9 protein-coding genes are annotated in these 13,349 nt (G+C 63.8%); 7 read left to right on the top strand and 2 right to left on the bottom strand.

All coding sequences use genetic code 11. The annotated features are described in order from the left end of the window. Positions 1 to 14: 14 nt before the first annotated feature. From QRN22_RS07835 to QRN22_RS07805, 7 genes are all read left to right on the top strand, one after another. Positions 15 to 1,373 carry a DUF3426 domain-containing protein gene (locus QRN22_RS07835; protein ID WP_042554512.1) on the top strand — a complete coding sequence of 453 codons (1,359 nt, stop codon included), beginning with the start codon at positions 15 to 17 and terminating at the stop codon, positions 1,371 to 1,373. Positions 1,374 to 1,575: 202 nt separating this feature from the next. Then, complete coding sequence (gene dusB, locus QRN22_RS07830; protein ID WP_042554511.1) at positions 1,576 to 2,574, top strand: tRNA dihydrouridine synthase DusB; 999 nt, start codon at positions 1,576 to 1,578, stop codon at positions 2,572 to 2,574. Beyond that, positions 2,571 to 2,891, top strand: a complete 321-nt coding sequence (fis, locus tag QRN22_RS07825; protein ID WP_042554510.1) for a DNA-binding transcriptional regulator Fis — start codon at positions 2,571 to 2,573, stop codon at positions 2,889 to 2,891. Before dusB ends, fis begins: the two co-directional genes overlap by 4 nt. Positions 2,892 to 2,965: 74 nt before the next feature. Further along, positions 2,966 to 4,570, top strand: a complete 1,605-nt coding sequence (purH, locus tag QRN22_RS07820; RefSeq protein ID WP_042554526.1) for a bifunctional phosphoribosylaminoimidazolecarboxamide formyltransferase/IMP cyclohydrolase — start codon at positions 2,966 to 2,968, stop codon at positions 4,568 to 4,570. A gap of 197 nt (positions 4,571 to 4,767) precedes the next feature. Continuing rightward, positions 4,768 to 6,057 (top strand): phosphoribosylamine--glycine ligase, encoded by a 1,290-nt coding sequence (gene purD, locus QRN22_RS07815; RefSeq protein WP_042554509.1) that lies wholly within the window; start codon positions 4,768 to 4,770, stop codon positions 6,055 to 6,057. A 160-nt stretch (positions 6,058 to 6,217) separates the two neighbouring features. After that, positions 6,218 to 9,004 carry a hybrid sensor histidine kinase/response regulator gene (locus QRN22_RS07810; protein WP_042554508.1) on the top strand — a complete coding sequence of 929 codons (2,787 nt, stop codon included), beginning with the start codon at positions 6,218 to 6,220 and terminating at the stop codon, positions 9,002 to 9,004. Positions 9,005 to 9,091: 87 nt separating this feature from the next. Further along, a complete protein-coding gene (locus tag QRN22_RS07805) occupies positions 9,092 to 9,976 on the top strand; it encodes a LysR family transcriptional regulator (RefSeq protein ID WP_042554507.1) in 885 nt (294 codons plus the stop codon). Here the strand turns inward: QRN22_RS07805 and QRN22_RS07800 are convergent. Continuing rightward, on the bottom strand, positions 9,966 to 11,294 hold the full coding sequence (locus QRN22_RS07800) for an NTP/NDP exchange transporter (RefSeq protein WP_042554506.1): 1,329 nt from the start codon (positions 11,292 to 11,294) through the stop codon (positions 9,966 to 9,968). The genes QRN22_RS07805 and QRN22_RS07800 overlap by 11 nt on opposite strands. Before the next feature lie 68 nt (positions 11,295 to 11,362). Continuing rightward, a complete protein-coding gene (locus tag QRN22_RS07795) occupies positions 11,363 to 13,288 on the bottom strand; it encodes a RecQ family ATP-dependent DNA helicase (RefSeq protein ID WP_042554505.1) in 1,926 nt (641 codons plus the stop codon). Positions 13,289 to 13,349 lie beyond the last annotated feature (61 nt).

Here is a 13,349-nt window from a genome sequence, read left to right as displayed (position 1 = left end):
CCCTCGGATTACGCATGACCGAAAGTTTCGTCACCCAATGCCCGAACTGCAGCACCAGCTTCCGCGTGAATCTGGTGCAACTCGGTATTGCCCAGGGCTCGGTGCGCTGCGGCGCCTGCCTGCAGGTGTTCAATGCGGCGCGCCAGTTGCGCGAGCAGGGTCACAACATCCCGGACATGCGAGCGGCTGCGCCTGCGGTGCCAAAAGCCGCACCACCTGCACCTGCACCTGCAATCAGCATTGCGCCAGAAACGCCGCCTCCCGCCAAGCCCGGCAAGCTCGACGACGAAACCCTGTGGATCCACGACGACCTGGACCTCGATGATCTGGATCTGGACGAGGAGCTGGCCAAGCTCGAAGCTCAGGAACAGCAGTTGTCCAGGCAGTTTCTCGAACTCGACCAGCCCTCGCGACAGACGCCGCGCTTCGACCAGGTGGAAGATGACGACGAGCCGGCCGAGGACGAGCGCTGGGCCGAAGCCTTGCTGCGCGACGACCCACCCGTCAGCAAGCTGGAGCTGGAGCCGCTGAGCGAACAACCACCTCTGCAGTCGCCGGATTTCGGCCAGCCGCCACCGCCAAGCAGCCATGTGCCTGACGATATGCCGCCGATCCCGAAGACGCCCGGTATCCGCGATCTGATCGATGCTCCGGTGAAACGCGGCACGGCCCGCGACGATGCCGAGCCGGCCTTCAGCCTGAGTGCGCAACGCGATGAAGAACCTGCCGCCATCGAGCCTGAGCCCCAGGACGAGAATCTGGATGAGCCACCGCCCACCAGGCAGAAGAAGGCCCAGCGCGCACCGCGCAGCGAACCCAATCTGCGCAACGATGCGCTGTTCGAGCTCGAAGAAGAGCCGCTGCAACTGGATTGGCGCCCGCCGCGCAAGCCCTGGGGCCGCTGGATTGGCTGGGGGCTGCTGAATCTGCTGGCCGCTACCGCACTGGCTGGGCAATACGTGATCTATCACTACGCCGAGCTGGCGCGCCAGGATCAGTACCGCCCCTGGTTCGAACAGGCCTGCCCGGTGATCGGCTGCACCCTGCCATCGAAGGTCGATATCGAGCAGATCAAGAGCAGCAATCTGGTGGTGCGCAGCCACCCGGAATTCAGCGGAGCACTGGTCGTCGACGCGATCCTCTACAATCGTGCGCCCTTCTCCCAGCCATTCCCTCTGCTGGAAATGCGCTTCGCCGATCTCAACGGCCAACTGATCGCCAGCCGCCGCTTCAAACCCAGCGAATACCTGGCGGGTGAACTGGCCGGTCAGGCGGAAATGCCCCCACAAACGCCGATCCATATCGCCCTCGACATCCTCGACCCAGGCGCTCGCGCGGTGAACTACAGCCTCAACTTCCACTCGCCGGAGTAGCCGCGGCCAGCCGATGGACGGCTGCCGGCGAGCGGGCGTCTGCGACGCGGCAAGCAGGCAGCGCGACGGCAGACCACAGGTCAACTGTTCAGATTTTGTTCAAAACCACCTTTATCCGGTCATTCAGAGCGGGTATGATCTCCACCCTTTTTCGCACTCTCCTACTGGCCTCAACAGCACGTCTCTTGAGCAGGGAAGCCCTATGTCGGCGCTAAGCATCGGCCCCTATACATTGCCCAATCGACTGATCCTGGCCCCCATGGCCGGCGTCACCGATCAGCCGTTCCGACAGCTCTGCCGCCGCCTTGGCGCTGGCATGGTGGTGTCGGAGATGGTCACCAGCGATGTGCGCCTGTGGAATACGCGCAAGTCGAGCCTGCGCATGATCCACAGCGGCGATCCGGAGCCACGCTCCGTGCAGATCGCCGGCGGGGACCCGCAGATGCTCGCCGAGGCAGCACGGGCCAATGTGCAACTGGGCGCCCAGATCATCGACATCAACATGGGCTGCCCGGCCAAGAAGGTCTGCAACAAGGCCGCCGGCTCCGCCCTGCTCAAGGATCAGCCACTGGTGCAAGCGATCCTCGAGGCCGTGGTAGCCGCGGTAGACGTCCCGGTCACGCTGAAGATCCGCACCGGCTGGGACAGACAGAACAAGAACGGTGTCGACGTGGCACGTATCGCCGAACAATGCGGCATCGTCGCCCTGGCGGTACATGGCCGTACCCGCGCCGACCTGTACACCGGCGAAGCGGAGTACGACACCATTGCCGCCATCAAGCAGGCAGTGTCCATCCCGGTATTGGCCAATGGCGATATCGACTCACCGGAAAAGGCCGCCCACGTGCTGGCCGCCACCGGTGCCGATGGTCTGCTGATCGGCAGGGCTGCCCAGGGGCGCCCATGGATTTTCAGAGAAATAGAGCATTACCTGCGCACCGGTGCCCATTGCCCCGCCCCGGCGCTGACCGAAATTGAACGCATCCTGCTCGAGCACCTGGCCGCCCTCCACGCCTTCTATGGCGATGTGATGGGTGTGCGCATCGCCCGCAAGCACGTTGGCTGGTACCTCGCGACGCTACCCGGCGCCCGTGAGTTCCGAGCCGAGTTCAATCGTCTGGACAGCCAGGAGGCGCAGTGTGCAAGCGTTCGCCAGTTCTTCGGTGATCGCTACAACGACGACGAAGGGGTGGCCGCATGACAATGTTGAACGAGACTTTAGGAAGTGGGATTGCACCCGTGAGCGACAACGCCAGTTTGAAACAGCACCTCAACACGCCGAGCGAAGAAGGCCAGACCCTGCGCGGCAGTGTCGAGAAAGCCCTGCACAACTACTTCGCCCACCTCGAAGGTGCGGACGTCACCGACGTCTACAATCTGGTGCTCACCGAAGTTGAAGCCCCACTGCTGGAAACCGTCATGAACTACGTGAAGGGTAACCAGACCAAAGCCTCCGAGCTGCTCGGCCTGAACCGCGGCACCCTGCGCAAGAAGCTCAAGCAGTACGACCTGCTGTGACCCTGCATTCCCGGAAAGGGCGGCTCTAACGAAGCCGCCTTTTTTGCTAATACTCTGCTCTGATGGACGCTGAAATGACCGACCAGACCACCCGCCTCCCCGTCCGCCGCGCGCTGATCAGCGTGTCCGACAAGACCGGCATCCTCGAATTCGCCCGCGAGCTCGTTGCCCTCAACGTGGAAATCCTCTCCACCGGGGGCACCTACAAGCTGCTCAAGGACAATGGCGTGGCGGCAGTGGAAGTGGCCGATTACACCGGTTTTCCGGAGATGATGGACGGCCGGGTGAAGACCCTGCACCCGAAGATCCACGGCGGCATCCTTGGCCGTCGCGCCCTCGATGGTGCGGTGATGGACGAGCACGGCATCAAGCCGATCGACCTGGTGGCCGTCAACCTGTACCCCTTCGCCGCCACCGTGGCCAAGCCTGGCTGTGACCTGGCCGACGCCATCGAGAACATCGATATCGGCGGCCCGACCATGGTGCGTTCGGCTGCGAAGAACCACAAGGACGTGGCCATCGTGGTCAATGCCGGTGACTACGCCGCGATCGTCGAGTCCCTGAAGGCCGGTGGTCTGAGCTACGCCCAGCGCTTCGACCTGGCCCTGAAAGCCTTCGAGCACACCGCTGCCTATGACGGCATGATCGCCAACTACCTGGGCACCATCGAACAGAGTCGCGACACCCTGAGCACTGCCGACCGCAACCTGTTCCCGCGCACCTTCAACACGCAATTCATCAAGGCGCAGGACATGCGCTACGGTGAGAACCCGCACCAGAAAGCCGCCTTCTACGTCGAGCATGCCGACGAAGCCTGCGTGGCCACTGCCGTTCAGTTGCAGGGTAAGGAACTGTCGTTCAACAACGTGGCGGATACCGACGCTGCGCTGGAATGCGTGAAGAGCTTCGTCAAGCCGGCCTGCGTGATCGTCAAGCACGCCAACCCCTGCGGCGTTGCCGTGGTGCCGGAAAACGAAGGCGGTATCCGCAAGGCCTACGACCTGGCCTATGCCACCGACACCGAGTCGGCATTCGGCGGCATCATCGCCTTCAACCGAGAGCTGGATGGCGAAACCGCCAAGGCCATCGTCGAGCGCCAGTTCGTCGAAGTGATCATCGCCCCGAAAATCAGCGCTGCTGCCCGTGAAGTGGTCGCCGCCAAAGCCAACGTGCGCCTGCTCGAGTGCGGCGAATGGCCGGCCGAGCGTGCTGCTGGCTGGGACTTCAAGCGCGTCAACGGTGGCCTGCTGGTGCAGAGCCGCGATATCGGCATGATCACTGCCGCTGATCTGAAGATCGTCACCCAGCGCGCACCGAGCGAGCAGGAAGTACATGACCTGATCTTCGCCTGGAAAGTAGCCAAGTTCGTCAAATCCAACGCCATCGTCTATGCCAAGAATCGCCAGACCGTCGGCGTCGGCGCCGGCCAGATGAGCCGCGTCAACTCCGCGCGCATCGCCGCCATCAAGGCTGAACACGCCGGCCTGCCGGTTCCAGGCGCGGTGATGGCCTCCGACGCCTTCTTCCCGTTCCGCGACGGCATCGACAATGCCGCCAAGGCCGGCATCACCGCGGTGATCCAGCCAGGCGGTTCGATGCGCGACAACGAAGTGATCGCCGCCGCCGATGAAGCGGGTATTGCCATGGTGTTCACCGGCATGCGCCACTTTAGACACTAAATCGGCCGCACTGAAACCGGCATCTGCCTCGTTGCCCCGGGTTTCGCCATGCTCATTGCCACCAGGCAACTCCGCTTGTCGAAACCCAGGGCGCCTGGCATCTACCGGCTTCATCGCAGCCTCGCAATTCGTAGGGTGGATAACGCTTCGCTTATCCACCGCGCGGGCTCAAGGCCCGCCTCCATAGGGAGAGAGACATGAACGTATTGATCATCGGCAGCGGCGGTCGTGAACACGCCCTGGCCTGGAAAGTGGCGCAGGACAAGCGTGTCGAGAAAGTCTTCATCGCCCCGGGCAACGCCGGCACCGCCACCGAAGCCAAATGCGAGAACGTCGCCATCGACGTCCTGGACATTCAGGCGCTGGCCGATTTCGCCGAGCAAAACGTACAGCTGACCATCGTCGGCCCGGAAGCCCCGCTGGTCAAAGGCGTGGTCGATCTGTTCCGTACCCGCAAGCTGGATATCTTCGGCCCCACCGCCGCAGCCGCCCAACTGGAAGGCTCCAAGGCCTTCACCAAGGATTTCCTGGCGCGCCAGAACATCCCTACCGCCGACTACCAGAACTTCACCGAAGTGGAGCCTGCCCTGGCCTACCTGCGTGAAAAAGGCGCACCGATCGTGATCAAGGCCGACGGCCTGGCTGCCGGCAAAGGCGTGATCGTCGCCATGACCCTGCAGGAAGCCGAAGATGCCGTGCGCGACATGCTCGCCGGCAATGCCTTTGGCGAAGCCGGTTCGCGCGTCGTGATCGAGGAATTCCTCGACGGCGAAGAGGCCAGCTTCATCGTCATGGTCGACGGCGAGAACGTGCTGCCGATGGCCACCAGCCAGGACCACAAGCGCGTTGGCGACGCCGACAGTGGCCCGAACACCGGCGGCATGGGTGCTTACTCGCCCGCGCCGGTAGTTACCGCCGACGTTCACAAGCGCGTGATGGACGAAGTCATCTACCCGACCGTGCGCGGCATGGCAGCCGAAGGCAATGTCTATACTGGTTTCCTGTATGCGGGCCTGATGATCGACAAGGCTGGCAAGCCCAAGGTCATCGAATTCAACTGCCGCTTTGGCGACCCGGAAACCCAGCCGATCATGGTTCGCCTGGAGTCCTCCCTGGTGCTGCTGGTTGAGGCGGCCCTGGCCAAGGCACTGGACAAGGTCGAAGCGCGCTGGGATCCACGCCCAACCGTCGGCGTCGTTCTGGCTGCAGGCGGCTACCCTGGCGACTACGCCAAGGGCGACGTGATCGAAGGCCTGGACGACGCCGCTGCGCTCGAAGGCAAGGTGTTCCACGCTGGTACCACGCTGAAGGACGGCCAGATCGTCACGGCTGGCGGCCGCGTGCTCTGCGCCACGGCCATCGGCGCCAGCGTTGCCGACGCCCAGCAGCAGGCCTACCGCCTGGCCGAGAAGATTCGCTGGAACGGCATGTTCCACCGCAACGACATCGGCTATCGCGCGATCGCTCGCGAGCGTGGCGAAAACTGATGTAACAAGACGGCGGCATCAATCGATGCCGCCTGTCGGCAATACCCCGAGGCTCGCGGATCGTCGGCGAGCCCTGGCTGTCAGGATAGCGTCTCCGTGTCATAGTCTGCGCCACCACGGCGGGCTATAATTCAGCGTATAACCTCAAAGGGATTGCCACGTGCGACGGCTCAGGATCGCCATAGGTTTACTCGTCAGCCTGCTGTTGGCCGGTGTCTGCTTTTCGAGCAGCGCGGCGCAGCGAGTCTCGACACCCTATGCGACCGGCTGGTCGGTTTTCGTCGACGAAAGCGCGCAGATGGATCTCGATGACGTGCGCGAGCGGCGCAGTCAGTTCCTCCCCCTCGATAACCTCGCCTTCACCTATCCACCCAGTCAGAAAGCCGTCTGGCTGCGCTTCGACGTGCCCGAACATCAGGCACCGTACTGGCTATGGGTGTTCGCTCCGCGTGTGCAGTTCCTCGATTACTACCTGCTGCAGGGCACCCAGATCGAGCAGAGCGTGCACACCGGCGAGTCGATGCCGCTGAATTCGCGACCACTGCCTTCGCGCGCTTACCTGATGTCCCTGCCCAATGACGGCCAGGCGCGGGAAGTCTATGTGCGGATGACCTCCAACCATCCGCTGATGGCCTGGTTCAAGGTCATCGACGAGAGCGAACTGGTCAGCCTGGAAAAACCCGCCTACCTGTTTGGCGCCCTGCTCGGCGCCCTGCTGCTGGTGGTGGTCTACAACCTGATCCGCTTCGCCTACGCGCGCTCGGCCTGCAGCCTCTGGCTGGCCGGGCTGCACGCAGGCCTGGCAACCTGTGCGGCGGCCAACCTGGGCATGCTCGCGGTCTGGGTGCCGCGCCTGGGGTACAACCAGTCGCTGATCGCCGATATCAGCGCACTGATCGCCGCGTTCTGCCTGTCAGCCTTCGCCCTCGGCTTCTTTCGCAGTACGCCGATGCAGCGCAGCAAGCTCAACTGGCTGCTGCAGGGCCATGCGCTGCTGACCCTGGCGCTGGGCCTGACCATTCTGATCACCGGCCTGCTCTGGTACAGCGCCCTGGTGTATCTGATGGTGTTGCTGGGCACCCTGAGCGTACTGTTGGTCAGCGGCGTGCACTGGCATAACGGTTACCAGTCGGCACGGCTGATCGTCAGTGGCATGGTGGTGTTCAACGTTGGCTTCGGGCTGTTCATCCCCGTTCTGCTCGGTTTCAACCAGCTCGACCCTGGCTGGCTGGTTACCGGGGTGTTCACCATCGCCACGCTCAGCGGCGTGGTGCTCAGCGCCGCGCTGGCCGAACATCAGCGCCAGCTGCAGCGTGCGGCCTCGCGAGCACGCACGGCACTGGCCGCCAATGATGCGGAACTCAAGGCCAAGGCCGAGTTCCTGGCCAAGATCAGCCACGAGATCCGCACGCCCATGAACGGGGTGCTGGGCATGACCGAGCTGCTGCTAGGCACACCGCTGTCGGCGAAACAACGCGACTACGTGCAGACCATTCACAGCTCCGGCAACGAGCTGCTCAACCTGATCAACGAGATTCTCGACATCTCCAAACTGGAGTCCGGGCAGATCGAACTGGACGACGTGCAGTTCGACCTCAACGCCCTGACCGAGGACTGCCTGGACATCTTCCGCGCCAAGGCAGAGCTGCAGAAGATCGAGCTGATCAGTTTCATCCAGCCCCAGGTGCCAAGGATCGTCAGCGGCGACCCGACGCGCCTGCGCCAGACCTTGCTGAGCCTGCTCGACAACGCCTTCAAGCAGACCAGCGAGGGCGAGATTCTCCTGGTGGTGGCGCTCGATACCAGCGGCGAACAACCGCGCCTGCGCTTCGCCGTGCAGGACAGCGGGCACCCGCTCAACGCCAGCGAGCGCGAAGCGCTGCTCAACACCGAGCTGCAGAGCCGTGACTTCCTGTCGGCCACGCGCCTGGGGGGGCGCCTGGGCCTGATCATCGCCCGTCAGCTGATCCGCCTGATGGGTGGCGAGTTCGGCATCCAGAGCGGCGGCAATCAGGGCTCGACCCTGTGGCTGACCCTGCCACTGGACAACGCCCGCCTGCAGCAGCCGGGTACCGATATCGACGGCACCCTGCAAGGCACCCGCCTGCTGGTGGTGGACGACAACGACACCTGCCGCAAGGTGCTGCTGCAACAGTGCAATGCCTGGGGCATGAACGTCAGCAGCGTACCCTCGGGCAAGGAGGCGCTGGCGCTGCTGCGCACCAAGGCGCACATGCGCGAATACTTCGACGTGGTGCTGCTCGATCAGGAAATGCCCGGCATGAGCGGCATGCAACTGGCGGCGAAGATCAAGGAAGACCCGAGCCTCAACAACGATATCCTGATCATCATGCTCACCGGCATCAGCCATGCGCCAAGCAAGATCATCGCGCGCAATGCCGGCATCAAGCGCATCCTCGCCAAGCCGGTGGCAGGCTACACCCTCAAGGCGACCCTGGCCGACGAGCTGGCCCAACGGCAACATGGCCAGGTACCCAGCACCAGTGCCAGCACCACGACGCTGGTGGTGCCCGACGACTTCCGCATACTGGTCGCCGAGGACAACAGCATTTCCACCAAGGTGATTCGCGGCATGCTCGGCAAGCTCAATGTGCAGCCCGACACGGCCAGCAACGGCGAGGAAGCCCTCAACGCGATGAAGGCACAGCGCTACGATCTGGTATTGATGGACTGCGAAATGCCGGTGCTCGATGGCTTCTCTGCAACCGAACAGCTGCGCGCCTGGGAAATCGCCGAGCGCCGCCAGCGCACGCCGGTTGTCGCGCTTACCGCGCACATCCTCAACGAACACAAGGAGCGCGCACGGCTGGTCGGCATGGACGGTCACATGGCCAAGCCGGTGGAAATGTCACAGTTGCGCGACCTGATCGAATACTGGGTGGGCGAGCGCCAGGCCCAGCCTGAAGACGACACCGTCCACTCCTGATTGCACTGCTAGAATTGCGTCAGCGCCCTCGATAAGGGCGCTCTCCACGCGCTTCGCCAGCGCTGCCCAAGCCCCGACGAAGCGCCCATGGATATCAAGCAGCTCAAGTTTCTGATCGCCCTCGACGAGACCCGCCACTTCGGCCAGGCTGCCGCGCGCTGCCACGTGACGCAGCCAACGCTGTCGATGCGCCTGCGCAATCTGGAAGACGAGCTGGGGCTGGAGCTGGTGCGCCGCGGGCAGCGCTTCGAGGGCTTCAGCGCGGAGGGTGAACGCATCCTCGCCTGGGCCCGTAGCCTGATGGCCGCTCACGACGGGCTGTACGCCGAGGCGGCTGCCTGTCGCGGTCAGCTGGTCGGCACCCTGCGCCTCGGCGTGGTGCCGCTGTCCGGCTTCGACCCGATGGACCTGGTGCAACTGTTCGCCGAGCAGCATCCCGGGCTGCGCTTCCAGCTGTTCGCGTTGAGCAGCGACCAGATTCTCGAACGTCTGGGCAGCAATCAGCTCGACCTCGGGCTGTCTTACCTCGACCGTCTCGACCGTGAGCACTTCGACAGCCTGGAGCTGGCTGCGACACGCATGGGACTGCTGTACGACCGGCGCCACTTCCAGTTCGCGGAAACCACGCTGCGCTGGGAAAGCCTGATCGACCTGCCTCTGGGGCTGCTGTCTGCCGGCATGCATTTCCGCCAGTCGATCGACCACAGCTTCCGCTCACGGGGACTGACGCCCCTGCCGAAGCTGGAAACCGATGCCGTTCACCAATTGCTGCAGGCCGTCAGCGCCGGCCTGTGCTGCTCGATCATGCCGCTGCGCAATGGCCTTGCCGAATTCACCAATGAGCTGGTGCTGACGCCCATCGAAGACGCCCATACCCTGGCGCCACTGGGGCTGATCATGCGCCGCAGCGCCCCACGCTCGGCGCTGGCCGAAGCCTGCTTCGCCGAGGCGCGCGAACTGATCAACCTTTGAGCGGAGCCTCGCTGCCCTCGGGCGGCGTCTGCACACCGGTTTCACCACGATCGGCACGCCCGCCCAGGTACCAGCCGAGGAGCCCCCAAATGGCCGCGCATAGCGCTCCGATCACCGCGATCAGCGCCACGCCGTAGCCGAGCATGTCGATCAGGCTTTTCGCCCAGCCGCTGACCGCATCACCACCGCGATAGACCACGGTATCGATGAAGTTCTTGGCCTTGTACTTGCTCTCGGCATCCAGCGGCGCGAAGAGCATTTCCCGCCCAGGCCGCACGAACGCGTATTCACCGATGCGCCGCACGATCATCAACCCCGCCAGCACGGCGAAGGTTGGCGCCATGGCCAACGCGAGAAAGCCCACGCACATCAGCACCGGCACCGCCGCCAGCAACGCGCGCACGCCCAGGCGCTGAGCGACCCGACCGGTGATGAACAACTGTGCCAGCAGCGCTCCAGCCTGCACCACGAAGTCGATCAGCCCGAACACCCGCACCTGCTCGTCACGGTCCGGGAACAGCTCGGCCACCAGCCGCGCCTGCTCGAAGTACAGAAAGGTGGTGACCGTGGCAAGCAGGATGACGAAGGCGGATATCCCCAGCAGGTAGGAGGACTGGAACACCCGCGTCATGCCGCTGAACGGATTGCCTGCCACCGGTCGCCGTGGATTTTCTGCCTGACTGGCGCCCGGCCGCCCTGCTCCGGCGCGCTCGCGCCAGCCCATCAGGAAATGCTTGAGCGCCAAGGCTCCGGCCAGCAGCAACGCCGCCAGCAACGCCAGGCCACTGGCACCGACAGTGCCGACCAGCAGCGCACTGAGCGCCGGGCCGGCCAGGCCACCGACGCTGGCACCCGCGGCGATGAAGGCGAACAACCGCTTGGCCTGCGGCGAATCGAACACGTCGGCCATCAGGCTCCAGGCCACGGACACCACGAACAGGTTGTAGACCGATATCCACACGTAGAACACCCGCGCCGTCCACAGACTCTCGGCCATGACACTGAACGCCACGGCGAAAGCCAGCAGGTTGAGACAGAAGAAGCCGTAGACCCAATCGATGAAATGGATGCGTGGCACCCTGGAGTTGAGCCAGGCGAACAACGGCACGGCCAGCAACATGACCACGAAGGTGGCGGTGAACAGCCACTGCAGATTCTCCACACCGGCCTGAATACCCATGGACTCCCGGATCGGCCGCAGCATGAAGTAGCCGCAGAACAGGCAGAAAAACAGTGCGAAGCCCGCCAGAGCGGCTGCCAGCTCACCAGGCTGTGCATTGATCGCGCGGGCCACGCGCTGCGGCAGAGGAAGGGACATGGCAACGCTCTCGGGGTCGAAGCGTTGCAGTATGGCCTACTCGGGCGAGGCGTATCTCGGCAGCCGGCTCAACCTGCGCTCAACCAGGCCCTGACCTCGCTGTACGGATAGTCCTCCAACTCCGCGAAACCACTGATCTGCCGGGCCTTGAGGCGGGTGAACAGCGGCACGCTGATGCCGCACAGAAAGCGCGCCAGACATTCGTTACTGGGCAATTCACCACCGCGGACGCTTTGGTACTTGCCGATGAACGCACCACACAGCGAGCCACGATCACGACCGGCCAGTGGCACCAGTGATGGAGGCTCGGGCAAGCGGGCGACCTGGCCGCGACAGACCGAGCAGTGGCCGCACTGCCGTGGCGCGCGCTCGTCACCGAAGTACACCGCCAGGCGATGGCTCAGGCACTGCTCACTGGCGAACAATTCGAGCATGGCCTGGATGCGACGGATTTCGCTGCCTTCCTGGGCGAGGAAATAACCGTGCAGCTCGTCCGCCAGGGCCTGGGTGTCGAAGCCCTGCAGCACGGCATAGACATCGGTCATCTGCTTGCTTTCCAGCTCGATCCAGCCACGTTCCTGAAAGAAGTCCAGCGCCTTGACGACCCGCGCGCGCTCGGCCTGATGGCCGCGATACAGGGCCTCGAAGTCCACCGTGCACCAGGTTCTCGCCCGCGTCGAGGCGTTGACGATGGCCTCGACGAACTGCCGTCGCTCCCCTTCGAAGCGCGCCAGCAAGGCCTCGGGTTCGATCAGGTACTTGAAACGGTATTCGGCGAAGTAGGCATAACGCGGCGCGATGATGCCGCGCAGCTCGAGTTGCACGAGCAGCGTCTTGAGCGGCAACTGGCGGATATTGCTCTGATCGCTCAGCGCATTGATGGTCATTTCCCACTGGTCGCCACTGGCGTTGTCGCGAATCTCCTCGAGCACCCTGACGATGCCACCACGCTCCGGCGTATCGCCGTAGACGAAGTTCTCCAGCACGTTGAGGCTGTCGCGGTTGGCCAGTACCAGGCAGTCGGAGGATTCACCGTCGCGCCCGGCGCGGCCGATCTCCTGGCTGTAGTTCTCCACCGACTTGGGCAAATCGAAATGCACCACGTTGCGGATGTCACGCTTGTCGATGCCCATGCCGAAAGCGATGGTCGCGACGATGCAACCCAGCTCACCCGCCATGAAGCGGCGCTGGATCGCCTCACGGACCTCATGCCCCATACCGGCATGGTAGGCACTGACGGACAGCCCATGCTGAGCGAGCTGCTCGGCGACCTGCTCCGCGGTCTTCTGCTGAGTGACGTAGACGATGCTCGGCTCGCCCTTCCTGGCACCCAGCCACTGCTGCAGGCGTCGCTGCTTGTCACGGCCGGCCACGGGCTCGACCAGCAGATTCAGGTTGGGCCGATAGAAACCGGTGGTGACCACGTCATCCGCCGCGATGGCGAACTTCTTCTGCATGTCCGCGATCACTGGCGGCGTCGCCGTGGCGGTGAGCAGGAGCACCTGAGCGATAGCGAACTGGCGTTGATAATCCGGCAGTTTCAGGTAGTCCGGACGAAAGTTGTGGCCCCACTCGGAAATGCAGTGAGCCTCGTCGACCACCAGCAGGGAAATCGGCACGCCGGCGATGAAGTTGCGAAACCGCTCGTTCTTCAGGCGCTCGACCGAAATCATCAGGATCTTCAGCTCGCCGGACTTGGCCTTGCCCATGGTTTCGCTGACCTGCTCGCGGCTTTGCGCCGAATCGATGCTGGCCGCACTGATGCCGTGCCGATGCAGAAAGGCGAGTTGATCCTGCATCAGGGCCAGCAGCGGCGAAACCACCAGAGTCAGGTGCGGCAAATGCAATGCCGGCAACTGGTAGCACAGGGACTTGCCCGAGCCGGTGGGAAAGATCGCCGCAGCCGAGCGGCCGGCAAGCACGGCGCTGATCACCGCTTCCTGGCCGGGACGCAGTTGGCTGAAACCGAAGACACGTTCGAGGGTACTGGGCATGTGCTGTCACTCCATTGACCGCCTGATGGCCAATAACCGTAGCGTGTATGGGAAACGTTTT

Source organism: Pseudomonas sp. MEJ086, from assembly GCF_030209025.1.
Lineage (GTDB): Bacteria > Pseudomonadota > Gammaproteobacteria > Pseudomonadales > Pseudomonadaceae > Aquipseudomonas > Aquipseudomonas fulva_A.
Note: the sequence above shows the minus strand (reverse complement) of the source record. Positions and strands in the feature narration are given on the sequence as shown.